The following is a 22,902-nucleotide window of genomic DNA, read 5'->3' as shown; positions in this document are numbered from 1 at the left end:
CCGCGCTACGCCGACCCGGTCGAGCCGCGCGGCACCAGCCGTGGCGCCGGGGCGTCGATGATCTGTTCTGCCTCCGAGCCGTCGAGCAGGTCGAGCAGCGCCTCGGTGGCGAGGCGCGCGACGTCATCGAGCCTCAGGTCCATGGCGGTGAGGGGCGGTGTCTCGCTGCGGGCGCGGATGCCGTCGTAGCGCGTCGCCACCCTGACATCCTGTGGGATCCGCAGGCCACGCGCCCGCAATGCGGCCATGGCGCCGGTGGCCATGGCGTCGATCGGTGCGAGGACGCCGTCTATGGGGCCGTTATCGTCGATCTCGCGCAAAAGCGCCGCTTCCGCTCCGGCCATGGCGTCGGCTTCCGGCACCTCCACGATCCGGCAGGGCAGCCCGGCCTCGGCCATGCGGGCGGCGTAGACCTCGCGGAAGACCCGGTTCGACTGGCGCTGGCTGAGACCGACCACCAGCGGAAAGCTTCGGGCGCCCGCTTCGACCAGATGATCGACGAGCGCGCCGGCGGTCTCCGCGTGATCGAGCCGGACCGCCGGGGCAGGGGTGCCGGGCACCGGGCCGATGGCAACCACGGGCACGCCGCGCGCCTGTAGGATCGCGGTATAGGGGTCGTCCTGCTCGGGCTCGAGCAGGATCGCGCCGTCGAAGGGGATGGTGGCAAGCGCCGTCTCGGGGTCTTCGATCGGCGGCACCAATACCAGAGCGACGTTCCGTTCGAGCGCGGTAATCGCGGCGGCGGCGGCGATTTCCATCAGGAAGCCCAGCTTCGACGGGCCGGCCGCGACGGCGGTGGGCATCGAGGAAAAGATCGCGATGGTGTTCGCCCGCCCGGTGCGCATCCCGCGCGCGGCGAGGTTGGGGACATAACCGAGATCGCGGATCGCCGCGTCGATGCGGGCGCGGGTTTCGGAATCGACCTTGCGCTTGCCGCTGATCGCGTTCGAGACGGTGCCGGGCGAGACCCCCGCCGCGCGGGCGACATCCTTGACCGTGATGCGTTTGCGAGTCGTGCCGTCGGGGCCGTTCATGAAATCTGTGCCATTTTCTTGTGCTTTGAGGTTGCGAATGCGCCTGATTTACTTGCTAGGCAAGAAAAACTGACAATTCGTATCGTTAAATCGTTTTAACAATTCGGTTGTGACGTCTACAAGTCATTAAAACGTTTTACATGGCGCGGAGGACATGCACATGCCCGATACTGCACTGACACTTTCCGAGACCGGCACCGAGGTCTCGCAGATCACGCTCTGCCGGCGAAGGCTGGGTCTTACGGCGCTCGACCGCGCGCGGACCGCCGGCGGCTATACGCTGTTTGCACGGCAGACCGGCGGTGGTGTCGTCGATCTGGTGGATATCGAGGGGCAGGTGGCCCACCAGTGGTGTATGCCGGTGCGGCCGGGCCGTGACGCGGTGCTCCTGCCGAACGGCAACCTCGGCTACAACGGCAGCCATGCGACCTCGGCCGCGCTCTATCCGGCGTGGGACCTCTGGCACGGGGGCGATTTCTACGAGGCGACCCCCGATGGCGAGATCGTCTGGCGGCATGAAGACATTCTTCATCACCATGACGGACAATGGCTGAAGAACGGCAACCTGCTCTACACCGTCGCCGCGCCCTTGCCGGCGGACAAGGCCGCCCGCGTCTGCGGGGGCGACCCGCGCAAGGACGGTGCCGACGGCGTGGTGCAGTCGGATATCGTTAAGGAGGTGAACCGCAAGGGCGAAACCGTGTGGGAATGGCGTATCTGGGATCATATCGACCCGGCCGACCTGCCGATTCATCCGATCTTCGACCGGCGTCACTGGCCGATGATCAACGGCGTGTCGGAAACCCGCGACGGGCTGGTGCTGATGAGCCTGCGCACGACTTCGGGCGTGATCGCGGTTGAAAAGGCGACGGGCCGGATCGTCTGGCATGCCGGACCCGACGTCGTGTTCCAGCAGCACACCCCGGTTGAAATGGACGACGGAAGCATCCTCGTGTTCGACAACGGCAACCTGCGGCCGGGATCTTCGAACCCCTATTCGCGCGCCATCCAGTTCGACCCGAAGATCATGCAGACGACCTGGGATTACACCGACCCCAACGCGCCGTCGTTCTTCTCGCCCTTCATGGGCAGCGCGCAGCGGCTCGGCAACGGCAACACGCTGATCTGCGAAAGCGCCTTTGGTCGCCTGTTCGAGGTGACGCCGGCGGGCGAGGTCGTCTGGGAATACGTCATCCCCGAGTTCGCCGAGTATCCGGCGCCGCTCAACCAGTTCATCCGCGGGGCGCACAACACCTGCTTCCGCGCCCACCGCTACGCCGAAAGCCAGGTGCCATGGCTGTGACGGAACATCCCGACAAGACAACCCGGCCCAAGCCGCCCGCCAGTGCCCGCTTCGCGCAGTTCGCGGCGGCCGGCGGCAGCGTGGGGCTGCCGATGGTGTCGTTCATCTTCATCCTCGGGCTCTGGAGCATCGTCGGCCTCTCCGGCGTGATCTCCGAGGCGATCTTCCCGGCGCCCTGGTCGGTGTGGTCCGCCACGGTCGAGATGTGGCGGAACGGCACGCTGCAGAAAGATCTCGGCGTGTCGCTGGGCCGCGCCGGCATCGGCTTTGCCATCGGCGCGACGCTTGGCGTGGCGATGGGGCTGCTCACCGGACGCGTGGCGCTCGTGCGGACGCTGCTCAACCCGTTCCTGAACCTGCTGCGACCGATCCCGGCCATCGCCCTGGTGCCGGTGGCCATCGTCTGGTTCGGGATCGGCGAGGGTTCGAAATACTTCGTGGTCTCCTACACCGTCTTTCTTACCGTGTGGTTCAACACCCACCACGGCATGGAATACGTCCCCGAGACCTACCTGAGGGCGGCGCGTTCGCTCGGCGCCTCGCGGCTGCGCGAGTTCGTGACCGTGGTGCTGCCCGCCGCCGCTCCGCATATCTTCGCGGGCATCCGTCTGGGCGTGGCGCTGGCCTTTCTCAGCCTGGTCGCGGCGGAGCTTTCGGGCGCGTCCTCGGGGCTCGGGTTCCGGCTGCAGGAGGCGCGGCAATACATCCGCACCGACCGCATGTTCTCGTTGCTGATCATCCTCGGCATCCTCGGCGCGGTGGCCGACCTGATCGTGCACCGCATCGGCAAGGCACTCGTACACTGGGAGCAGGGCACATGACCGGCAGCAACGACCAATCCACCGGCCGCGTTCATGTCAACGACGTGGTGATCCGGTTCAACGGCAAGCAGGGCGAGGTGACCGCGCTCGACCGGACCCAGCTCACGCTCGAGCCCGGCACCTTCACCGCGCTGATCGGCCCGTCGGGCTGCGGCAAGTCCACGCTGATGAACGCCATCGCGGGCTTCGTCGCGCCGGCAGAGGGGGTCATCACCCTCGACGGGCGCCCGATCACCGGGCCTTCGCCCGAGGTCGGCGTGATCTTCCAGCAGTACGCGCTGTTCCCCTGGTTCACCGCGCTCGGGAACGTCCGCTTCGGGCTGAAGCAGTTCGGCCTGTCGAAACGGGAAGAGATCGACCGGGCCCGCGCGGCGCTCGACGAGGTCGGGCTGGGGCGGCATGCGGACAAGTATCCGCAGCAGCTGTCCGGCGGCATGAAGCAGAGGGTCGCCATCGCCCGCACCTTTGCCACCGGCGCGCGGGTGTTGCTGATGGACGAACCCTTCGGCGCGCTTGACGCGCAGACCCGGCTCGTCATGCACGACCTGTTGCTGAACGTCTGGCGCAAGCATGGCGCGACGGTGCTGTTCGTCACCCATGACGTCGACGAGGCGCTGCTGCTTGCCGACGACGTGCGGGTGATGAGCCAGGCCCCCGGCCGCCTGATCCGCCACTACGAGATGACCCAGCCCCGGCCGCGCGCGCTCAGTCGCTCCGGCTCGGACCTGCTGACCATCCGCGAAGACATCCTGGGCCTTCTGCGCCCGCCCCTCGACACGCTCGCAGAGCTGACTGCCTGAAGGAGGCATCCATGAAAATCCTGACCACGACCGCGCTTGCCGCGTCGCTTCTCACGCCCGCTCTCGCCTCGGCCGAAGAGCTGACCTTTGCCTGGACTCCGAACCCGCAGACCCCACAGGTCGATGTCGCCATCGAGAAGGGATACTTCGAGGACGCCGGGCTCGACATCGAGTTCGTCGCCTTCCGCACCGGCCGCGAGGGCTTCGAGGCAATGCTGGGCGGGCAGGTCGACGTGACCTTCATGGCCGAGTTTCCCGCCGCCGTGGGCGCGCTCACCGGGCAGGAGTTTGCCGTCGTCGGCGACCTGGCCCGCTTTACCGGCAGCCGGGTGATCGTCAACACCGAGAGCGGCAGCTACGACAGCCCGGCGGATCTTGCCGGCAAGCGCATCGGCACCACCATCGGCACCAACGTGAACTACTATCTCGACAGCGTGCTGAAGGACGCGGGCGTCGAGGCAGAGGTGGTCGGCGCGGCGCCGCCCGATCTCGTGCCGGCGCTGGCGCGCGGCGATCTCGATGGCATCGTGCCGTTCCCGACCTTCTACGGCGCCGCGAAATCGACCCTTGGCGACAGTTACGGCGAACTGCGCGTGCCGGGCTACGAGGTGCATTACATCCTTGCCGCGACGCCCGAGATGACCGGCGACCGGGCGGAGACGCTCGCGGCCTTCATGGGCGCGCTCGCGAAGGCCGACGCCGACGTTCAGGCCGACCCCGAGGCCGCGATGGCCGCCGTCAGCAAGTCGATGCAGGGCGCCATGACCCCCGAGGCGCTGGCGACCATGTGGCAGGACGTCGAGATCGGCCTGAAGCTCGATGCAGGTCTGGCCGAGCTCCTGACAAGCGAGGCCGACTGGATCCTCGAGCAGGGGGTCGTGCGCGGCGAGCCGGTCTCGCAGGAGCAGATGCTGGAGCATTTCGCCCCGGCTGCACTGGAAGGCGCGGCGCCCGACGCGGTCAGCCTGCCCTGAGCGCTGCATCAGGCGCTCCGACGCGCCGTCAAAAGCAAGAACGCCGCGACAAAAATCGCGGCGTTTCTTCATTTAAATCAGAATGTTGTGGCACACTTATGATGCATCACATTGAGAAGCTCGTGCCGCAGCCGCAAGAGCTCGTGGCGTTCGGGTTCTCGATGGTGAAACGCGCGCCGATCAGCTCTTCGGTGAAGTCGATCACCGCGTCGGTCAGGAACGGCAGCGAGATCTCGTCGATCACGACACGCTCGCCCGAGCCCTCGAGAACGAGGTCGTCGTCGCCCGGATCGTCGAGCTTGATCTCGTATTGGAAGCCCGAGCAGCCGCCCCCCTCGATCGCCACGCGCAGGGCCTTGCCCTGGGCGCTGGCACCGATCTCGTGGAGACGGGCAAAGGCGCGTTCGGTCACTTTCGGGGGCAGGTTCATCTATGAGCCCTCTCAACGGTTTAACTTGGCAGACAGCCGTAATATAGGGATCTCAAGGACAGCCGGCAACCGGGAGACCCCCGGCAGGGCCGCCGCAGACAAGGGCACAGCGCATGGCGAACTACGCTTGCGATCCGGACCAGGCGCGCGGGCGCCTCTTCGCCGAGGAAGAGAGCGCCTTTCGCTCGTGCTTCCAGCGCGATCGCGACCGGATCATCCATTCCTCCGCATTCCGCAGGCTGAAGCACAAGACACAGGTCTTCGTCGAGCACGAGGGCGACTTCTTCCGCACGCGGCTGACCCACAGCATCGAGGTGGCGCAGGTGGCGCGCACCATGTCGAACGCGCTGGGGCTCAACACCGACCTGACCGAGGCGGTGGCGCTGGCGCATGACCTTGGCCACACACCCTTTGGCCACACCGGCGAGGACGCGCTGGCCGAGCTGATGGCGCCTTACGGCGGCTTCGACCACAACGCGCAGGCCCTGCACATCGTCACCGCGCTTGAGCGCCATTACGCCGAGTTCGACGGGCTCAACCTGACCTGGGACACGCTCGAGGGCATCGCCAAGCACAACGGCCCACTGCTGCCGTTGGCCGAGGGCGAGACGCTGCCGGTGACGCTCGCCGCGTACAACGCGCGCCACGATCTCGAACTGCACACCCACGCGAGCGGCGAGGCGCAGGTCGCGGCGCTGTCGGATGACATCGCCTACAACAACCACGATCTGCAGGACGGCCTGCGCGCCGGGCTCTTCACCGAGGACGAGATCGCGGAACTCGCGCTCATCGCGCCCGCCTACGCCGAGGTCGACGCGAAGTATCCCGGTCTCGATCCTTACCGCCGCCGGCACGAGGCGCTGCGCCGGGTCTTCGGCTACATGGTCGAGGACGTGATCGACACCAGCCGTGCCCGGCTCGAGGATGCCGCCCCGCAATGCGCCGAGGACATCCGCCAGCTGGGCCGCCCGGTCATCGCCTTCTCCGACGACATGTGGGAGAAGCTCAAGGAAATCCGGGGCTTCCTGTTCCGCCGCATGTATCGCGCGCCCTCGGTCATGGAGATCCGTGGCAAGGTCACGCAGGTGGTGCGCGATCTCTTTCCACTCTACATGGCCGAGCCCGAGAAACTGCCGCAGCGCTGGCGCAGCGAGATCGACCGCGCCCGCGACGAGGCCGAGCTCGCCCGGTTGGTGGGGGACTACATCGCCGGCATGACCGACCGTTTCGCGCTGCAGGCACACGCCGACCTGCTGGATATCGACGTCCTTCACGACATCCGCTGACCCCCGCCGCATCCCGCGTGGATGCCATCCGGTAACACCCTCGCGCATGGCTGCGGCGAAGGGACTGGACAGGGGCGGCAAACGGGTCATCTCCTGTGAGCGGCTGCGCGGACAGGGGCCGCTTCAAAAGGAAGAGTGTGTATGGCTGTGGCTGAAACCGCCGGGATCGCCCCGGTTCTCGGATTTGCGCTGGTGGGCGTGCTGGGCGTCGGCTCGCAATGGCTGGCATGGCGGCTGCGGCTGCCCGCCATCGTGCTGATGCTGCTGGCCGGGCTCGCCGTGGGCCCGGGTCTCGGCGTGCTCGACCCGTCCGAGGACTTCGGGTCGCTGATGCAGCCGATGCTCGCCATCGCCGTGGCGATCATCCTGTTCGAGGGCGGCATGACGCTCAACTTCGAGTCGCTCAGCGATGCCGCCACCGGCGTGCGGCGGCTCGTGCTGGTCGGCGGACCGCTGGGCTGGGCCGCCTCGAGTGCGGCGCTGCACTGGGGCGTCGGGATCTCGTGGGAGACCTCGGCGGTCTTCGGCGGCATCATGATCGTCACCGGCCCGACGGTGATCGCGCCGCTGTTGCGTCAGGCCCGGCTCAAGCGCCGCCCGGCGGCGCTGCTGCAGTGGGAGGCGATCTTCAACGACCCGGTGGGGGCGCTCGCCGCGGTGCTGGCCTTCGAGATCGTGGTCGTCATGCAGAACGCCGAATCCGCCAGCGCCGCCGCGGTCGACATGGCCGTGGGCATCGTCGGCGCGCTGGTTCTCGGCATCGCCGGGGGCTGGGGCCTGAGCCGCGCCTTCCGCAATGCGCTGGTTCCGGAATACATGAAGGTGCCGGTGCTCTTCGTGCTGCTGCTGATGGTCTTCGCGCTCTCGGACGCGCTGCTGCACGAAAGCGGGCTGCTCGCGGTCACGATCATGGGCCTCTGGATCGCCAATGCCGACCTGCCGAGCTACGCCGAGCTGCGCCGCTTCAAGGAGCACGCCACGATCCTGCTGGTCTCGGGGATCTTCATCCTGCTCGCCGCCAACATGAGCCGCGAGACGCTGGCCTCGCTCGACTGGTCCGCCGCGCTTTTCGTCGTGGTGGTGATCCTGCTCGCGCGGCCGCTGCCGGTGCTCGCCGCGCTGGCCTTCTCCAACATTCCGTGGCGCGAACGGCTGCTCGTCGCCTTCACCGGGCCGCGCGGGGTCGTCCTCGTCGCCGTGGCCGGTCTCTTCGGGGAACGGCTGTCGGCGCTCGGAGTGTCCGATGGCGACCGCGTCGCGCCGCTGGCCTTCGCTCTGGTGGCGGCGACCGTGGTGCTGCATGGCTTCACCCTCACGCCGCTCGCGCGGCTGCTCGGGCTGACCGCGACCGAGACGCCCGGCGTGATGATCGTCGGCGGCTCGCGCTGGTCGACGGCGCTGGGGATGGCGCTGCGCAAGCTCGACCTGCCGGTGCTGATCGCGGACCCGAACCACGCGCATCTGCGGCAGGCGCGCGAGGCCGGGCTCGACACCTTCTGGGGCGACATCCTCTCCGAGGCGGCCGAGCACAAGCTCGACTTCGTGACCTACGACAAGGTCATCGCCGCCACCGACAACGATGCCTACAACACGCTGGTGGCCACCGACCTCGCGCCGGAGTTCGGTCGCGAGCACGTCTTCCAGCTCAAGCGGATGCGCCACGCCTCCGCCCGGCACGCGCTGCCGGCAACGCTCGGCGGGCAGAAGATCGGCGCGGACGAGTCCTACTTCGAGGCCAACGCGCGGCTCGCCGACGGCTGGGAAATCCGCGTGACGAAGATCTCGGCCGAGTTCCCGCTCGAACAATGGCGCGAGAAGAACCCCGAGGCCATCGTGATCGCCGACCTCGGCCCGCATGGCACATTGCGGCTGCGCGGCCCCGAGGACAAGGTGAAGGACACCGAGGGCACCCGCCTCGTGGTGGTCGCGCCGAAGCGCCAGGAACGCGCCGAGGACCGTCGGGACGAGAACGGCAACGACACCATGAAGAGCGTCGCTGCCAAGGGCTGACACCGGCGCTCCGATCCATAACCCGTGCCCGGCCGATCGGTCCGGCCGGCCTCCGGCGGGGATATTTTTCGGCCAGAAGAAACCCTGGTCAACGCGCCCGGTGTTTCTTCTGGCTGAAAATATCCCGGGGGAGTCCGCGGAACGCGGACGGGGGCAGCGCCCCCGGTGTAGTCTCGCCGGCTCTTGCGCACGGCCGGCATTTGACCCCGCCCGCCGAAGTGATAGAGGAAGCGCCGACCGCATGGAGACAGAACAGATGAACCTCTTCACCGACATCCGCGCGCTTGTGCTGCAGGCGATCGAGGCGCTGCAGGCCGAGGGCGCGCTGCCCGCCGATCTGAACACCGCCCCCGTGACGGTGGAGCCGCCCCGAGACCCGCTGCATGGCGACATGGCCACCAACGCCGCGATGGTGCTTGCCAAGCCCGCGAAGCAGAAGCCGCGCGACATCGCCGAGGCGCTGGCCGCGAAGATCGGTGCCGACGACCGGATCGTCAGCGCCGAGGTGGCGGGGCCGGGGTTCCTCAACCTGCGGCTCGCGCCGTCGGTCTGGCAGGCGCTGCCCGAGACCGTGCTGGGGCAGGGCACCGACTTCGGCCGCTCCGACCTGGGGCAGGGCGAGAAGGTCAACGTGGAATACGTCTCGGCCAATCCCACCGGTCCGCTGCACGTCGGCCATACCCGCGGCGCGGTCTTCGGTGACGCGCTGGCGAGTCTGCTGGATTTCGCAGGCTACGACGTCACTCGCGAATACTACATCAACGACGGCGGGGCGCAGGTGGATGTGCTCGCGCGGTCGGTCTACCTGCGCTACCTTGAGGCGCAGGGCCACGATGTCGAGTTCGCCGACGGCACCTATCCGGGCGACTACCTGATCCCGGTGGGCGAGAAGCTCAAGGAAAAGGTCGGCGACCGCTACGTCGGCGCGCCCGAGTCCGTCTGGCTGGAAGAGGTGCGCGATTTTGCCACCGAGGAGATGATGTCGCTGATCCGCGAGGATCTCGCGATGCTCGGCGTGAAGATGGATACCTTCTTCTCGGAGAAGTCGCTCTACGGCACCGGGAAGATCGAGGCCGCGATCGAGGATCTGCGCAGCAAGGGCCTCATCTACCGCGGCACGCTCGAGCCGCCCAAGGGCAAGCTGCCCGAGGACTGGGAGCCGCGCGAGCAGACGCTCTTCAAGTCGACCGAACACGGTGACGATGTCGACCGGCCGATCATGAAGTCGGACGGGGCATGGACCTATTTCGCGCCGGACATCGCCTATCACTACGACAAGGTGACGCGCGGCTACGACCAGCTCATCGACGTCTTCGGCGCGGACCACGGCGGCTACGTCAAGCGGATGAAGGCGGCGGTCTCGGCGCTGTCGGACGGCAAGACGCCGCTCGACATCAAGCTGATCCAGCTGGTGAAGCTCTTCAAGAACGGCGAGCCGTTCAAGATGTCGAAGCGGGCCGGCACGTTTGTCACCCTGCGCGACGTGGTCGAGGAAGTCGGCCCCGACGTGACCCGCTTCGTCATGCTGACCCGCAAGAACGATGCGCCGCTCGACTTCGACTTCGCCAAGGCCGTCGAGCAGTCCAAGGAGAACCCGGTCTTCTACGTGCAGTATGCCCACGCACGGATCTGCTCGGTGATGCGCAAGGCGACCGAGGCCGGGATCGACGTCTCGGACGCGGCGCTCGGCGGTGCCGACCTGTCGGTGCTCGACCACGAGTCCGAACTCGGCCTGATGAAGAAACTCGCCGAATGGCCGCGTCTCGTCGAGATCGCCGCGAAGGGACACGAACCCCATAAGGTCGCGATCTGGCTCAATGAACTGGCCTCGGACCTGCACGCGCTCTGGAACAAGGGGCACGACGAGCCGGCGCTTCGGTTCCTGCAGGATGACGCCGCCACCAGCCAGAGCAAAATCGCACTGGCCCGGGCCGTCGCGGTTGTCATTTCCGCGGGCCTTGGTATCTTGGGCGTGACCCCGGTGGAAGAAATGCGCTGAGCCGAAGAATGCCGCGCCGCCCCGGGGACTGACGGGCAGAGCAAGAGACCGCGATCTCGACGGGCGCGGGGCAGCGAGGCAGACATGGCGGATTTCACCTACGAGGGGCCTGCCGGACGGCAGGCGCCGGGCGGGCGCAGGGTTGCGAACCTGGCCAACTGGACAGGCGCGGCGGTGTCGCTGGCGCTGATGTGCGGCGTCGGTGTCTGGGGCTACAAGCTGCTGGTGCGTGACGTGACAGGCATCCCGGTCGTGCAGGCCATGGAGGGCCCGATGCGCATCGCCCCCGAGGACCCGGGCGGCACGCTCGCGGATCATCAGGGGCTGGCGGTCAACGGTGTCGCCGGCACCGGCACCGCGGCGCCCGTGCCGGACAAGCTTCTTCTTGCACCGCAAGCTTCCGGCCTGAGCGACGAGGACGTGGCGCTTTCCGAACTGTCACCGCAGGACACGCCCGCGACCCGGACCGGCGCCGCGCAGTCGGATGCCGAGATCACACTCGGCGACCCCGAGGGCGCCCAGCCGTTGCCCGAAGGCGTCGATCCCATGGAGGCGCTGGCCGACAAGATCGCCGCCGACGCGGTGCCGCTGTCGGATCTTGCGCCGGGCGAGGACTCCGAGGTCGTCACCGAACTGTCCGATCCCGACGCCGAGGAGGTCGCCGAGGCCGAGGATGCCGCACCGGCCCCGGCCGGCGCGCTGCTGCGCTCGCTACGTCCGCAAGTCCGGCCCGCCTCGCTGCCGACGCAACCGTCTGCCGACGCGATGATCGCGGCCGCCGTGCAATCGCAGGCCGGCCCCACCGAGGTCGATCCCGACACGCTGCCCGCCGGTACCCGGCTCGCGCAGCTCGGGGCCTATGACAGCCCCGAGACCGCGCGCAGCGAGTGGCGCCGCTTCTCGGCGCGTTTCGAAGAATTCATGGACGGCAAGGACCGTGTCATCGAACGTGCCACCTCGGGCGGGCGGGTGTTCTACCGCCTCCGCGCCCATGGCTTCGCCGACCTGTCCGACGCTCGCCGTTTCTGCGCTGCGCTGGTGGCCGAGCAGGCGGACTGCATCCCGGTGACCACGCGGTGAGCGGCGGTCGTGGTGCCGCGATCCTCGCGCCCGAAGGGCTGCGTCTGACCGGGGCCGAGCGCCGGTTCTTCGCCGACGCCGATCCCTTCGGTTTCATCCTCTTCACCCGCAACCTCGAGACGCCGGACCAGATCCGCGCGCTGACCTCGGATCTGCGCGAGGTGGTGGGCTGGCACGCGCCGATCTTCATCGACCAGGAGGGCGGCCGGGTCCAGCGCCTGCGCCCGCCGCTGGCGACCGAGTGGCTGCCGCCGCTCGACGACGTCTCCCGCTACGGCGCCGACGCGCCGCGCGCCATGTGGCTGCGTTACCGGATCACAGCCGCCGAGCTGCTGGGCCTCGGGATCGACGGCAACTGCGCGCCCATGCTCGACGTGGCGCGGCCCCAGACCCACCGCTTCCTGCGCAACCGCTGCTACGGCGAGACCCCGGAGCGGGTGGCCGAGATCGGTGTCGCCGTGGCGCAGGGCCTGATGCAGGGCGGCGTCCTGCCGGTCATCAAGCATCTGCCGGGGCACGGTCTCGCGCAGCTCGACAGCCATCTCGACCTGCCGCGCATCGACGCGCCCCGCGACGAGCTCGACCGCATCGACTTCGAGGCCTTCCGCCCGTTCCACGAAATGCCGCTGGGCATGACCGCGCATCTGGTCTTCGAGGGGCTGAACACCGAGCCCGCCACGATCGACCCGGCGATGATCCGGCTGATCCGCGAGGACATCGGCTTCACCGGCTTCCTGATGACCGACGACATCTCGATGGAGGCGCTGTCGGGCAGTGTCGCCGAGCGCGGCGAGGCGGCCTTGGCTGCCGGCTGCGACTGCGTGCTGCACTGCAACGGCGAGATGGACGAGATGGTGGCGCTCATGCGCCGGGCGGGCGAGATGTCCGAGCCGGCCCGCGCCCGTGCCGAGGCAGCGCTTGCCAGCCGCACGATCCCGGCCGAGGTCGATCTGGCCGAGCTGCACGCGGAGCGCGAGGCGCTTCTGAACGGGCATCGCTGATGGCGGAGGACCGCGCGCAGAGCAACGTGGAGTCGCTCTCGGTCGCCGAACGTCTCGCGGCCGAGGCGCTTATCGTGGATGTCGACGGGTTCGAGGGGCCGCTCGACCTGCTTCTGACGCTGTCGCGCACCCAGAAGGTCGACCTCCGCAAGATCTCGGTGCTCGAGCTCGCCCGGCAATACCTCGCCTTCGTCGAAAAGGCGAACGAGCTGCGCATCGAACTGGCCGCCGACTATCTCGTCATGGCGGCCTGGCTCGCCTTCCTGAAATCCCGCCTGCTGCTGCCTCCGGACCCCGAGGACGAGGGCCCGAGCGGCGAGGAAATGGCGGCGCATCTGGCCTTCCAGCTGGAGCGGCTGCAGGCGATGCGCGACGCCGCGGCACGGCTCATGGCGCGTGACCGGCTGGGCCGCGACGTGTTCGCGCGCGGGCAGGTCGAGACCGTCGAGCGTGTGCGCAGCGTGCAATACAGCGCGACGCTGCTCGATCTCATGCAGGCCTACGCGCGGCTGCGCACCCGCGACGAGTTCCGCCCGTTCGTGATGGACCGCGACAGCGTCTACACGATGGAAGAGGCGCTCGACCGGATGCGCGGGCTGCTCGGGTTCGCAGGGCAGTGGACGGATATTTCCTCGTGGCTGCCGGACGGCTGGGATGCGGACCCGGTGAAATGGCGCTCGGCCACGGCGGCGACCTTTGCCGCGTCGCTGGAGCTTGTGAAGGAGGGCCATGCCGAGATACGGCAGTCGGACACCTTCGCGCCGATTCATCTGCGCAAACGGGAGAAACGCCATGATCCCTGAGCAAGACACCACCAACGAGACCGCCCCGGAGGGGGCCGAGACCACGGCCTCCGAAGCGGCATCCGGCGTGCTTTTCGAAGCGCCGACGATGCATGAGCAGGAGCGCATGGTCGAGGCCGTGCTCTTTGCCTCTGCCGAGCCGGTCTCCCTGCGCGATCTCGAAGCACGGATGCCGCATGGCAGCGATCCTGCCGAGGCCTTGGTGAAGTTGCGGGCCCGCTACGAGGGGCGCGGTGTGCAGGTCGTGCGCGTCGGCGACGCCTGGGCGATCCGCACGGCGGCCGACCTCGGGTTCCTGATGCAGAAGGAGACCGTCGAGACCCGCAAGCTCAGCCGCGCCGCGATCGAGACCCTGGCGATCATCGCCTACCACCAGCCGGTGACCCGTGCCGAGATCGAGGAGATCCGCGGTGTCAGCGTATCGCGCGGGACGGTGGATCAGCTGCTCGAGATGGAGTGGATCCGGTTCGGGCGCCGAAAGATGACGCCGGGGCGGCCGGTGACGTTTGTCGTGACCGAGACCTTTCTCGATCACTTCAGCCTCGAGAACGCCCGCGACCTGCCGGGTCTCAAGGAGTTGCGCGCCGCCGGTTTGCTGGACAATAGACCGCCGCCCGGCACGACGCCGCTTGGCAGAACACGCGACGAGGACGCGGAAGACGAGGGCGACGCCCCCGGTCAGAGCGAGCTTTTCGAAGACTGAACGCCGGGGCTTTCTGGCCCCGGCGCCGATCTGCCCCGCGCTGCATCGCTCGCGGGAAAGATTTCGTGTTCGGATCTTACCGGATAACGCGGACGATGCGGCGGCTTTCGGGGTCCACGACAACCGGGATCTCGTTCACGTTCAGGTAGGCATAGTCGCTCTCGGGAACGGTGTAGACCTCGATTTCCTCGGGGATGCCCGCGCCTTGGGCGACCTCACCGGTCAGGTAGACCGGCTCGACCGGGTTTTGCCGCACGTAGGTGACGGTCTTTTCCTCGACCTCGGCATTCGCGCCGAGCCCTGCGCCCAGAATGGCACCGCCGGCTGCGGCAAGCGGGCCGCCGACAAGCAGCGCGCCTGCTGCTGCGCCCCAGGTGCCACCGGCGGCTGCACCCATCGCAGCGTCGCTGTCATCCTCGTATGTCACCGTCTCGACCTCGAGCCGGTCGGTGTTCTCGTAGATGACCACGGGCTCTTCCTCGACGGGCGTCGTCAGGTAGGCGGCGTAGGCCCAGCCCTGCGTGCCGTCATAGCTCACCTCGCACCACTCCGCCTGATCGAGGCAGCCGGCCACGTCGACCTCGGCATCGGCGGGGATCACGTTCTGGATCTCGTACTGCGGCCCCGGACCCGCGCGCAGGTTGAGCTCGGTGGTCGCCGACGCGCTGAGCGCAGCGGCTGCGGGGGAGGCAAGGATACCGACGATGGCGGTGGAGAGCAGTGCAGGTTTCGCGAAGGACATGGGACTACCTTTCATGTTGTTCGGGCTGCGACGGATGCCGCTGCCATCTGGAGCCCACAACGGCCCATCCAGTGAAGCGGTTCCGGAGCTGTCTGAAAAGTCGTTTCATATCAGCGGGAAAGCGCCATTCCATTACTCGCAAACGGCGCTTCGCTGCTACAGCCTCAGGTGGTGGGAACCAAAGACGTGAACGCATTCACGGCGTTCCCCGGCGCACTTGGAAAAGGCCGGGACACATTCGAATATTTTGGCTTGAGCGTGCCAATCGTGCGGAGATGCGGGCGAATTGCGCCGGAGACGAAGGCAGCTCTCTATGCGCAAGATTCCATCTTAGGTTGAGTGTTGCGTGAGGCTTCGGGGTCAGGAGGGCTTCTATCAAGGCCGACACCGGCATGGAGAGCCGCCGCGAAAAAAGTCGCGGCGTCAGGCGACGTACGCGTGACTGTGATCGACGAACAGGGGCGGACAGCGGCAGATCCCGGCCGGTCAGGCCCGGAAATGCTTGGAGAGCTTCAGCCCCTGGCCCTGGTAGTTCGAGGCGATCCCGGCGCCGTAGAGCTGGGTGGGCAGTTCGTCCATGCGTTCGTAGACGAGCCGGCCCACGACCTGCCCGTGTTCGAGCACGAAGGGGGCCTCGTGGCAGCGCACCTCGAGCACCCCGCGCGAGCCGGTGCCACCGGCGCCCGCATGGCCGAAGCCCGGGTCGAAGAAGCCGGCGTAATGCACCCGGAACTCGCCGACCATGGCGAGGTAGGGCGCCATCTCGGCGGCATAGGCAGGCGGAATATGCACCGCCTCGCGGCTGACGAGGATGTAGAAGGCATCGGGATCGAGGATCAGCTGGCCACGATTGCTGCGCAGCGGATCCCAGAACTCGAGCGGGTCGTAGTGACCGAGCCGGTCGAGGTCGATGACCCCGGTGTGCGGCTTGGCCCGCCAGCCGACGAGCGTGTCCTCGGCAGGCATGAGATCGACCGAGAAGCCGAGTCCCTGGTCGATGACGGCGGGGCCACCGGTGACCAGCGTCTCGGCCTCGTGCAGCGCGGTGAGCTCGGCATCGGTCAGGACTGACTGGCCATGCCGGAAGCGGATCTGGTTCAGGCGCATGCCAGTGCGCGCGAGCACCGAGAAGCTGCGCGGGCAGATCTCGGCGTAGAGCGGGCCGTCGTAGCCATCGGAGACGCGGTCGAACTCGGCGCCGCCGTCGGTGATCGTGCGGGTAAGCAGGTCGAGCCGCCCGGTCGAGCTCTTGGCGTTGGCGACGGCGGTGAGACCCTGGGGCAGGGAAAGACGTTCGAGCAGCGGCACGACGTAGACGCAGCCCTTTTCCAGAACCGCCCCCTGCGTGAGATCGACGCGATGCATCTCGAACTCGTCGAGCCGGTCCGACACCTTGCGCCCGGTGCCGGCAAGGAAGGACGCGCGCACCCGGATCGCCTCGGTCCCGAGACGCAGGTCAAGGCTCGCCGGCTGGATCTGGCCATCGGCCAGCGCTGCGCCGGGCATGATCCGCCCGTCGTCGATCATCGTCGCGATCTGCTGGTTTGCGAGCACCCCGGTCATCGCTCTCTCCTCTGCTTCGGCCGTCCTTAGCAAGCGGTGCAGCCGAAGGGGAGCCGAAAATCCCGCATGCCTGCGAGAGGCTCGCACGCCGGCAACACGCGGGGTCCGCGTGTTCGGATTTTCATGTTGGGAGAATTTGGTCGGGCTAGCAGGACTCGAACCTGCGACCTTCCGTCCCCCAGACGGACGCGCTACCAGGCTGCGCCATAGCCCGACTTCTTGTGAGCCGTGTCATACCGTTTCTGTGCGCAGGGGCAACCCCAAATTGCGCGAAAAGCGAGCATGATTTCAATTCAGTCGCGGGCGGCGTCCTGCTTCGATGCCAGCCAGTCGCGCAGCGCCTGAACCTGCGGGGCAATGGCACGGGCCTGCGCCGCGGACAGCGTCTCGACGCGCGAAAGATGGGTCAGCAGTCCCGGCGGCGCCGGTGGCAGATTGTCGATATCCGGCAGCTCGGGAATCACCATGGGCTCCGATTCGACGGCGTGCTCGTCGGGTTCGGTGATCTGAGCCTCGGTGATAGGCGCTGCATCGGCGGTGGCTTCCACTGTATCTAGTGCCGGCTCTTTTTCGTCGACGCCCTCGCTCTCTGCCGCGAGGGGCGGCTGGTCGGCGACGGGCTCCTGTTGGCCACCCTCGGAAGAGCCCATTGCCCCCGTCGCAGGGTCCTCGGGCGAGTCTGTCTCGGGCGCCTCGGGGCTCTGCGGGGGCTCCGTCGGACGCTCGGCTGCGCTCTCCCGAGGCGTCGCTTCGGGCGCGTCTTCAGGCCACGCCGGGGCTGGGGCGTCGTCCTGTGCCTCACTGGCCATGAGCGGCGTGTCCGGCTCGGTCGTCCGCTCTTCGAGCGAGTGCGTGAGAAAGGCGGGCAGGGCATGCGCGCCGTCATCGGCGGGGGTGAGCGGCGCGTCGGTGATCGGGGCGCTGTGGTCCTCTTGCGGGACCGCCTCGTGGTCTGCGACCGGAGGAACGGTATCCTCATGCGCTGCCATCATCGGGGCGTCGGGGATGTCGGCCTCGGCGTGATCGAACGGGGCGTCTGCCTTATCCGCAGAGGCGGGCCAGGCATCGTTTTCGGTCTCGGTGGGCTCTGCGGCTGCCTCGGCAGGCACGGGAGCCTCCGGCACGGGCGCAGGCTCCGACGAGGTTTCCGGCGCGACGGCGGGCTCAGCTGCCTCGGCGGGCTGAAGGGGCGCGAAGGGCAGCACGGTACCGGTTTCGGGCTCGGCCTCGATGTAGGGCGCGCTCTCGATGGTCTCGGGCGTGTTCTCCTCATCCAGCGGCAGAGGCGCGAGCGTGGCGACGTGCTTCACCCCCTGCTCGCGCAGGATCTTCTGCACGCCCTTGATGGTCATGCCGTCGTCGTGCAGCAGCTTGCGGATGCCGGCCAGCAGGCCGATGTCGCCGGGTCGGTAGTAGCGGCGCCCGCCGGCGCGTTTCACCGGCTTCACCTGGGTGAACTTGCTTTCCCAGAACCTCAGCACATGGGCGGGCGTGTCCAGCAGCTCCGCAACCTCGCTGATGGTGCGGAAGGCATCGCGGGACTTGCTCATGTGACGTTACCTCTTGTTGCCGGCGGCGACGCGCTCTTTCATAAGGTGTGAGGGACGGAAGGTCAGCACGCGGCGCGGCTGGATCGGCACCTCTTCGCCGGTCTTGGGGTTGCGCCCCACGCGCGCCGCCTTGTCGCGCACCGAGAAGGTGCCGAACGACGAGATCTTGACCTGTTCGCCGCGCACCAGCGCGTCGGACATGTGCTGCAGCACGGACTCGACAAGATCGGCGCTCTCGTTGCGCGACAGGCCAACCTCGCGGAAGACGGCCTCGCTCAGGTCCATGCGTGTCAGAGTCTTTTCGCTCATACCCATCCCTCCCGGTTTGGCACAGCATGGGGGCCGGAATTTTCCGAGTCAATATCAAGCACTTGGAGAACGGCTTTCCGGGCCGGAAAAGGCGTGCCGTGGCGCTTACCAGCGCAGGACGACCGCCCCCCAGGCGAGACCGCCACCGATCGCCTCGGTCACGACCATGTCGCCGCGCTTGATCTTGCCCTCTGCCTTGCCGACCGACAGCGCGAGGGGAATCGAGGCCGCGGAGGTGTTGCCATGGTCCTGCACGGTCACGATGACCTGCTCCATCGGCAGACCCAGCTTCTTCGCGGTGCCGGCGATGATGCGGATATTGGCCTGGTGCGGCACGATCCAGTCGACGTCGGCGGCGGTGATCCCGGCCTTGTCCATCGCGGCCTCGGCGGTGGCGGCGAGCTTGGCGACCGCGTGGCGGAACACCTCCTTGCCCTCCATTCGCAGCTGGCCGATCGAATTGGTGCTGACCCCGCCATCGACGTAGAGAAGCTCGCGGTAGCGGCCGTCGGAATGCAGGTCGACGGACAGCACGCCACGGTCGTCAGGGGTGCCGTCACCCTCTGCAGCCTCGAGGATCAGCGCACCTGCGCCGTCGCCGAAGAGCACGCAGGTCGCCCGGTCTTCCCAGTCGAGGATGCGCGAGAAGGTCTCCGCCCCGATGACCATCACGCGGCGCACGGTGCCCGAGGTGATGAGCGCGTTGGCGTTGGCCAGCGCGTAGACGAAGCCGGCACAGACCGCCTGCACGTCGAAGGCGAAACCGGTCTCCATCCCGAGCCGCGCCTGCACCATGGTGGCGGCGGAAGGGAAGGTGAGATCGGGGGTCGAGGTCGCGACGATCAGCGCGTCGATGTCCGAGGCCTGAAGGCCCGCATCGGCAAGCGCCGCTTCGGCTGCATGGGCTGCGAGCTCGGAGGTAGCCTGACCTTCGGCCGCGAAATGTCGGCGCTCGATACCGGAGCGGCTGACGATCCACTCGTCGGTGGTATCCAGCGTCTTCTCGAATTCCGCATTGGGGACGATGCGCTCGGGCAGATAGTGCCCGACCCCTGCCACCTGCGCCCGTATGGTCATGGATCCGTTCCGTCTTTCTTCTGCTCGAGGCCGCTTTCCGCGGCGCCGTCTTCAGCTGCACCGGCGGCGGTTGCGATGCGTTCGGCGAGCCGGGCACCGAAGCCCGACTGGGCCAGATCGTAGGCCAGTTCGACCGCGGCTGCCACACCTGTCGCGTCGGCCGCGCCATGCGACTTCACCACGGTGCCGTTCAGGCCGAGAAAGACCCCGCCGTTCTTGCGCCGCGGGTCGATGCGCGCCTGAAGCCGCTTCAGCGAGGTCAGCGCGAGCAGCGAGGCCAGCCGCGACAGCGGCGAATAGGCGAAGGCCTCGCGCAGGAACTGACCGATGAGCGAGGCGGTGCCTTCGCCGGTCTTCAGCGCGATGTTGCCGGTGAAACCGTCGGTGACGACCACGTCGCAGCGGTCGCCGGAGAGGTCGCCGCCCTCGGCGAAACCGACGAACTCGAAGCCGGCGGAATCCGCCTGTGCGGCGATCAGCTCATGCGCCTGCTTCAGCTCGGCGCGGCCCTTGTGCTCTTCGGTGCCGACGTTCAGCAGGCCGACGCGCGGCCGTTCGAGCGACAGCCCGTTGCGGGCGTAGGACACGCCCATGAGCGCGTATTTCAGCAGGTCCTCGGCATCGGCGCGGATGTCGGCGCCGACGTCGAGCATCACGTTGAAGCCCTGCGGGTTCTTCGATGGCCAGAGCACGGCGATGGCGGGGCGGTTCACGCCCGGCAGCTTGCGCAGCCGCACCATCGACAACAGCATGAGCGCGCCGGTGTTGCCGCAGGACACGGCCACGGCCGCTTCCTTGTTGCGCACCGAATCGAGCGTGGACCACATCGAGGTGTCCTGCCCGTTGCGCATCACGTGGCTGGGCTTGTCCTCCATCGAGACGACACCCTGCGCGTCGCGGATCTCGCAGCGGTCGGCAAGCTTGCGCTTTTCGACCAGCGGGCGAAGCTCCTCGGCGGGGCCGTGCAGGATGAAATGCGCATCCTTGTTCCGACGCGCAAAGATGCCAAGGCCGGCAACGATGGTTGCCGGCCCCCGATCTCCGCCCATGGCGTCGATGGATAGCACCAGAGGCCCGCTTGCCTGCGTTTTTTCCTGAGCGGATGTCATGCGGCGCGGGCCTTCGAGCTGTTTCAGGCTGCGTCTTCGTCCAGATCGACCTCGTCGGCCACGGCGACGACTTCGCGCTCGGCGTAGTGACCGCAGGAGGGGCAGACGTGGTGCGGGCGCTTCAGCTCGCCGCAGTTGTCGCACTCGTTGGGGTTGCCGGCAACGAGAGCGTCATGCGCCCGGCGGTTGTTGCGGCGCGATTTGGATACTTTGTTCTGTTGGACGGCCATGTCTCAACCTCGATCTTTCGCGTGTGGGGGCAATTCGTTGCCCGGTTCCGTTCGGGCGTGCCCGGCCTCTTAGTCTGTAGGCAGGGGCCATGGCAACCCGGAATTCCGATGAAGGCGCGAAAATAGAAACTTCGCGAGGAATCGCAAGCGATATTTCGCGCCCGACGGGGCTAGTCGTCGTCCTTCTCACCCTTTTTCGGGCTTTCGGCAAGCTGGTCGCGCAATCCCGACAACGCCGCGAAGGGATTCGGGCGCTCGTCCTCGGGGTCGGGCTCGGCCGCTTCCGCCAGTTCCTCGGCAACCTCTTCGGCGGCCTCGCTGTGCGGGTAGGGCGGCAGCGCCAGCGACAGGGCCTCCGACAGCACAGCGCCGAGGTCGATGACGGAGGGCAGCGGGTCGGCGTCTTCCTCGGGTGTCTCGATCTCCGAGCCTTCCTCGGGCTGGGGCAGCTCCTCGTCAGGGCGCCAGAGACGTTCGACCGGCTCGTCGATACGGGTGGTCACCGGATCGAGCGTGACCACGCAAGGCTGCGTGACGGTCGCCCCAAGCATCGCGTCGAGCTGCCAGCCGTCGCGGCCCACGGGCCGGATCTCGCCGGACAGTCGCAGCTTGCGCAGCGACAAGAGGCCGAGTTCCTCGGCCAGCGCCGCCCGCGCGGCTTCGTCTGGCCGGATGTCGAAGCTGGTCGGGCCGGTGTTTCGCAGGGCCGCGACTCTCAGTCGCTCGGGCTGTGACCCGGTTCTTGGCATGGGCCGCCTTTCCTTTGCTTGAAGCGCATGGCTTGGTTATGTAATCGGGGATAGAAGACCCGCAAGGGCCAAGACAAGAGGGCAGGACGCAGTCCATGGCAAAACCCGGAAGACAGGCGATGGTGGCCATGGCGGCCATGCTCGGGCTGGCGGCCTGCACCGCACAATATCGCTCCCACGGCTACACCCCCTCCGAGGAGGATCTGCAGCAGATCGTGCCCGGTGTCGACACGCGCGGCACCGTCGAGGACGTGATCGGCGTGCCGACCGCCTCGGGCGTGCTGAACGAAGGCGGTTATTACTACATCGAAAGCGAGATGCGGCAGTTCGCCTGGCAGGCGCCGGAAGTGGTCGACCGCGAGGTTCTGGCCATCACCTTCGACGACGCGGGCGTCGTCGACAACATCACGCGCTACGGTCTCGAGGATGGCAACGTCGTACCGATCTCGCGCCGGATCACCCGCACCAGCGATGGCGAGACGAGCTTCATCCGCAGGCTCTTCGGCAACATCGGCGGGCTGTCGCTCAGCCAGTTCGTCGACCAGTAGGGCCGCCGTCATGCAAGCCCGGCCAAGCACAGACGCCGCCGGGACGGAACGCTCCGAGCTTCTGCGGCGCGGGCGTTACCGCGCTCGACACGCCGTGCCGGACGAGATCCCTGCCGCGCAGGCGCTGCGCGGGCAGGCCTTCTTCGGACCGGACGGCCCCCCGGACATCGACCGCTTCGACAGTCTCTGCCGGCACGTGCTCATCGAGGATACGGCCGAGAGCGCTCTCGTGGCCTGCTTCCGTTATCTCTGGCTTGGCGATGGTGCGGCGATCACCGACAGCTATTCGGCGCAGTACTACGATCTGCACCGGCTCGCCGCGTTCGACGGGCCGGCTATGGAGCTGGGCCGTTTCTGCCTGCGGCCGGGGTCGAACGATCCCGACATCCTGCGCCTTGCGTGGGCTGCGATCACCGCGCTGGTGGACCGTGGCGGCGCGCGACTTCTGTTTGGATGCGCGAGCTTCGCCGGCACGAACCCGGAGCGCTACGCGCCGGCCTTCGCGCATCTGCGCGGCCGTCACCTGGCGCCCGAGGCCTGGCGGGTCGGGGAAAAGGCGCCCGAGCGCGTGGGCTTCCCTCAGACCGGGGCCGACGCCCGCGCAGCGATGCGGCTGATTCCGCCGTTGCTACGGACCTACCTCGGCATGGGCGGATGGGTCAGCGACCACGCCGTGGTCGATCGGGAGATGAACACGCTGCATGTCTTCACCGCCGTCGAGGTCGCGGCGATCCCGCCGGCCCGCGCAAGGGCGCTGCGGGCCATCGCGGGCTGAGGCCGG

The 22,902-nt window shown here is 67.9% G+C and carries 23 protein-coding genes, 1 tRNA gene and 1 pseudogene; 13 read left to right on the top strand and 12 right to left on the bottom strand.

The features are described from left to right. Window positions 1-5: 5 nt before the first annotated feature. The gene (locus tag D6860_RS01920; RefSeq protein WP_371683185.1) at window positions 6-758 is read right to left on the bottom strand and encodes a substrate-binding domain-containing protein; all 753 of its coding nucleotides are present in this window, start codon (window positions 756-758) and stop codon (window positions 6-8) included. Between the two features lie 114 nt (window positions 759-872). After that, window positions 873-1,034: pseudogene (locus tag D6860_RS25950) on the bottom strand (LacI family DNA-binding transcriptional regulator); the annotation flags it as partial. Window positions 1,035-1,194: 160 nt separating this feature from the next. Between D6860_RS25950 and D6860_RS01915 the strand changes: the two are divergent. The 4 genes from D6860_RS01915 to D6860_RS01900 are packed head-to-tail and all read left to right on the top strand — an operon-like array spanning window position 1,195 to window position 4,932. Then, window positions 1,195-2,337, top strand: coding sequence for an aryl-sulfate sulfotransferase (locus D6860_RS01915; RefSeq protein ID WP_076624419.1), 1,143 nt, complete (start codon window positions 1,195-1,197; stop codon window positions 2,335-2,337). Next, the gene (locus D6860_RS01910; protein WP_076624420.1) at window positions 2,328-3,158 is read left to right on the top strand and encodes an ABC transporter permease; all 831 of its coding nucleotides are present in this window, start codon (window positions 2,328-2,330) and stop codon (window positions 3,156-3,158) included. Before D6860_RS01915 ends, D6860_RS01910 begins: the two co-directional genes overlap by 10 nt. Continuing rightward, a complete protein-coding gene (locus D6860_RS01905; protein WP_076624421.1) occupies window positions 3,155-3,958 on the top strand; it encodes an ABC transporter ATP-binding protein in 804 nt (267 codons plus the stop codon). Before D6860_RS01910 ends, D6860_RS01905 begins: the two co-directional genes overlap by 4 nt. An 11-nt stretch (window positions 3,959-3,969) precedes the next feature. Further along, window positions 3,970-4,932 (top strand): ABC transporter substrate-binding protein, encoded by a 963-nt coding sequence (locus D6860_RS01900; RefSeq protein WP_076624422.1) that lies wholly within the window; start codon window positions 3,970-3,972, stop codon window positions 4,930-4,932. A gap of 106 nt (window positions 4,933-5,038) precedes the next feature. On the opposite strand, the gene D6860_RS01895 is transcribed toward D6860_RS01900, so the two are convergent. Then, on the bottom strand, window positions 5,039-5,362 hold the full coding sequence (locus D6860_RS01895) for a HesB/IscA family protein (protein ID WP_017467776.1): 324 nt from the start codon (window positions 5,360-5,362) through the stop codon (window positions 5,039-5,041). Window positions 5,363-5,475: 113 nt separating this feature from the next. On the opposite strand from D6860_RS01895, the gene D6860_RS01890 reads away from it, so the two are divergent. The 7 genes from D6860_RS01890 to scpB all read left to right on the top strand — a co-directional run bounded on the left by D6860_RS01890 (window position 5,476) and on the right by scpB (window position 14,244). Then, window positions 5,476-6,648 carry a deoxyguanosinetriphosphate triphosphohydrolase gene (locus D6860_RS01890; RefSeq protein ID WP_017467777.1) on the top strand — a complete coding sequence of 391 codons (1,173 nt, stop codon included), beginning with the start codon at window positions 5,476-5,478 and terminating at the stop codon, window positions 6,646-6,648. Between the two features lie 141 nt (window positions 6,649-6,789). Continuing rightward, window positions 6,790-8,658, top strand: coding sequence for a cation:proton antiporter (locus D6860_RS01885; RefSeq protein ID WP_076624423.1), 1,869 nt, complete (start codon window positions 6,790-6,792; stop codon window positions 8,656-8,658). 256 nt (window positions 8,659-8,914) lie between these two features. Then, window positions 8,915-10,657 (top strand): arginine--tRNA ligase, encoded by a 1,743-nt coding sequence (gene argS, locus D6860_RS01880; protein WP_076625418.1) that lies wholly within the window; start codon window positions 8,915-8,917, stop codon window positions 10,655-10,657. An 84-nt stretch (window positions 10,658-10,741) separates the two neighbouring features. Beyond that, a complete protein-coding gene (locus D6860_RS01875; protein WP_076624424.1) occupies window positions 10,742-11,737 on the top strand; it encodes an SPOR domain-containing protein in 996 nt (331 codons plus the stop codon). Further along, window positions 11,734-12,738, top strand: coding sequence for a glycoside hydrolase family 3 N-terminal domain-containing protein (locus tag D6860_RS01870; protein WP_076624425.1), 1,005 nt, complete (start codon window positions 11,734-11,736; stop codon window positions 12,736-12,738). Before D6860_RS01875 ends, D6860_RS01870 begins: the two co-directional genes overlap by 4 nt. Then, complete coding sequence (locus D6860_RS01865) at window positions 12,738-13,541, top strand: segregation and condensation protein A (protein WP_076624426.1); 804 nt, start codon at window positions 12,738-12,740, stop codon at window positions 13,539-13,541. The genes D6860_RS01870 and D6860_RS01865 overlap by 1 nt, the downstream gene beginning before the upstream one ends. Window positions 13,542-13,629: 88 nt before the next feature. After that, a complete protein-coding gene (scpB, locus tag D6860_RS01860) occupies window positions 13,630-14,244 on the top strand; it encodes an SMC-Scp complex subunit ScpB (RefSeq protein ID WP_076625419.1) in 615 nt (204 codons plus the stop codon). 76 nt (window positions 14,245-14,320) lie between these two features. Here scpB and D6860_RS01855 read toward each other — a convergent pair whose 3' ends face one another. The 9 genes from D6860_RS01855 to D6860_RS01815 all read right to left on the bottom strand — a co-directional run bounded on the left by D6860_RS01855 (window position 14,321) and on the right by D6860_RS01815 (window position 21,573). Next, window positions 14,321-14,986 (bottom strand): DUF1236 domain-containing protein, encoded by a 666-nt coding sequence (locus D6860_RS01855; RefSeq protein ID WP_076624427.1) that lies wholly within the window; start codon window positions 14,984-14,986, stop codon window positions 14,321-14,323. Window positions 14,987-15,472: 486 nt separating this feature from the next. Further along, a complete protein-coding gene (locus D6860_RS01850) occupies window positions 15,473-16,549 on the bottom strand; it encodes a 2'-deoxycytidine 5'-triphosphate deaminase (RefSeq protein WP_076624428.1) in 1,077 nt (358 codons plus the stop codon). Between the two features lie 137 nt (window positions 16,550-16,686). Beyond that, window positions 16,687-16,763: transfer RNA gene (locus D6860_RS01845), tRNA-Pro, on the bottom strand. Between the two features lie 79 nt (window positions 16,764-16,842). After that, entirely contained in the window at window positions 16,843-18,099 is a 1,257-nt protein-coding gene (locus D6860_RS01840) for a MerR family transcriptional regulator (protein WP_076624429.1), read from the bottom strand. 6 nt (window positions 18,100-18,105) lie between these two features. Beyond that, a complete protein-coding gene (gene ihfA / locus D6860_RS01835; RefSeq protein WP_076624430.1) occupies window positions 18,106-18,408 on the bottom strand; it encodes an integration host factor subunit alpha in 303 nt (100 codons plus the stop codon). Between the two features lie 105 nt (window positions 18,409-18,513). Then, window positions 18,514-19,485, bottom strand: coding sequence for a beta-ketoacyl-ACP synthase III (locus D6860_RS01830; RefSeq protein ID WP_076624431.1), 972 nt, complete (start codon window positions 19,483-19,485; stop codon window positions 18,514-18,516). After that, window positions 19,482-20,594, bottom strand: a complete 1,113-nt coding sequence (plsX, locus tag D6860_RS01825) for a phosphate acyltransferase PlsX (protein ID WP_076624432.1) — start codon at window positions 20,592-20,594, stop codon at window positions 19,482-19,484. Before plsX ends, D6860_RS01830 begins: the two co-directional genes overlap by 4 nt. Before the next feature lie 23 nt (window positions 20,595-20,617). Continuing rightward, window positions 20,618-20,824, bottom strand: coding sequence for a 50S ribosomal protein L32 (gene rpmF, locus D6860_RS01820; RefSeq protein WP_017469278.1), 207 nt, complete (start codon window positions 20,822-20,824; stop codon window positions 20,618-20,620). A 170-nt stretch (window positions 20,825-20,994) separates the two neighbouring features. Next, a complete protein-coding gene (locus D6860_RS01815; RefSeq protein WP_076624433.1) occupies window positions 20,995-21,573 on the bottom strand; it encodes a YceD family protein in 579 nt (192 codons plus the stop codon). A gap of 95 nt (window positions 21,574-21,668) precedes the next feature. On the opposite strand from D6860_RS01815, the gene D6860_RS01810 reads away from it, so the two are divergent. Both D6860_RS01810 and D6860_RS01805 read left to right on the top strand, forming a co-directional pair. Then, complete coding sequence (locus D6860_RS01810; protein WP_076624434.1) at window positions 21,669-22,121, top strand: outer membrane protein assembly factor BamE; 453 nt, start codon at window positions 21,669-21,671, stop codon at window positions 22,119-22,121. Between the two features lie 10 nt (window positions 22,122-22,131). Then, the gene (locus D6860_RS01805; RefSeq protein WP_083697857.1) at window positions 22,132-22,896 is read left to right on the top strand and encodes a GNAT family N-acetyltransferase; all 765 of its coding nucleotides are present in this window, start codon (window positions 22,132-22,134) and stop codon (window positions 22,894-22,896) included. The last annotated feature ends 6 nt before the right edge of the window (window positions 22,897-22,902 follow it).

This window comes from Salipiger sp. D13 (assembly GCF_003703915.1).
GTDB classification, from domain to species: Bacteria; Pseudomonadota; Alphaproteobacteria; order Rhodobacterales; family Rhodobacteraceae; genus Salipiger; species Salipiger profundus.
Note: the sequence above shows the minus strand (reverse complement) of the source record. Positions and strands in the feature narration are given on the sequence as shown.

What these genes read in the sequence shown, in the direction of transcription:
- ihfA (WP_076624430.1), bottom strand. Translation starts at nt 18,408, where the DNA reads ATGAGCGAAAAGACTCTGACACGCATGGACCTGAGCGAGGCCGTCTTC.
- D6860_RS01805 (WP_083697857.1), top strand. Translation starts at nt 22,132, where the DNA reads ATGCAAGCCCGGCCAAGCACAGACGCCGCCGGGACGGAACGCTCCGAG.
- scpB (WP_076625419.1), top strand. Translation starts at nt 13,630, where the DNA reads ATGCATGAGCAGGAGCGCATGGTCGAGGCCGTGCTCTTTGCCTCTGCC.
- D6860_RS01920 (WP_371683185.1), bottom strand. Translation starts at nt 758, where the DNA reads ATGGAAATCGCCGCCGCCGCCGCGATTACCGCGCTCGAACGGAACGTC.
- D6860_RS01815 (WP_076624433.1), bottom strand. Translation starts at nt 21,573, where the DNA reads ATGCCAAGAACCGGGTCACAGCCCGAGCGACTGAGAGTCGCGGCCCTG.
- D6860_RS01875 (WP_076624424.1), top strand. Translation starts at nt 10,742, where the DNA reads ATGGCGGATTTCACCTACGAGGGGCCTGCCGGACGGCAGGCGCCGGGC.
- D6860_RS01810 (WP_076624434.1), top strand. Translation starts at nt 21,669, where the DNA reads ATGGCAAAACCCGGAAGACAGGCGATGGTGGCCATGGCGGCCATGCTC.
- D6860_RS01890 (WP_017467777.1), top strand. Translation starts at nt 5,476, where the DNA reads ATGGCGAACTACGCTTGCGATCCGGACCAGGCGCGCGGGCGCCTCTTC.
- D6860_RS01900 (WP_076624422.1), top strand. Translation starts at nt 3,970, where the DNA reads ATGAAAATCCTGACCACGACCGCGCTTGCCGCGTCGCTTCTCACGCCC.
- D6860_RS01865 (WP_076624426.1), top strand. Translation starts at nt 12,738, where the DNA reads ATGGCGGAGGACCGCGCGCAGAGCAACGTGGAGTCGCTCTCGGTCGCC.
- D6860_RS01905 (WP_076624421.1), top strand. Translation starts at nt 3,155, where the DNA reads ATGACCGGCAGCAACGACCAATCCACCGGCCGCGTTCATGTCAACGAC.
- D6860_RS01910 (WP_076624420.1), top strand. Translation starts at nt 2,328, where the DNA reads ATGGCTGTGACGGAACATCCCGACAAGACAACCCGGCCCAAGCCGCCC.
- D6860_RS01895 (WP_017467776.1), bottom strand. Translation starts at nt 5,362, where the DNA reads ATGAACCTGCCCCCGAAAGTGACCGAACGCGCCTTTGCCCGTCTCCAC.
- rpmF (WP_017469278.1), bottom strand. Translation starts at nt 20,824, where the DNA reads ATGGCCGTCCAACAGAACAAAGTATCCAAATCGCGCCGCAACAACCGC.
- D6860_RS01885 (WP_076624423.1), top strand. Translation starts at nt 6,790, where the DNA reads ATGGCTGTGGCTGAAACCGCCGGGATCGCCCCGGTTCTCGGATTTGCG.
- D6860_RS01915 (WP_076624419.1), top strand. Translation starts at nt 1,195, where the DNA reads ATGCCCGATACTGCACTGACACTTTCCGAGACCGGCACCGAGGTCTCG.
- D6860_RS01855 (WP_076624427.1), bottom strand. Translation starts at nt 14,986, where the DNA reads ATGTCCTTCGCGAAACCTGCACTGCTCTCCACCGCCATCGTCGGTATC.
- argS (WP_076625418.1), top strand. Translation starts at nt 8,915, where the DNA reads ATGAACCTCTTCACCGACATCCGCGCGCTTGTGCTGCAGGCGATCGAG.
- D6860_RS01850 (WP_076624428.1), bottom strand. Translation starts at nt 16,549, where the DNA reads ATGACCGGGGTGCTCGCAAACCAGCAGATCGCGACGATGATCGACGAC.
- plsX (WP_076624432.1), bottom strand. Translation starts at nt 20,594, where the DNA reads ATGACATCCGCTCAGGAAAAAACGCAGGCAAGCGGGCCTCTGGTGCTA.
- D6860_RS01840 (WP_076624429.1), bottom strand. Translation starts at nt 18,099, where the DNA reads ATGAGCAAGTCCCGCGATGCCTTCCGCACCATCAGCGAGGTTGCGGAG.
- D6860_RS01830 (WP_076624431.1), bottom strand. Translation starts at nt 19,485, where the DNA reads ATGACCATACGGGCGCAGGTGGCAGGGGTCGGGCACTATCTGCCCGAG.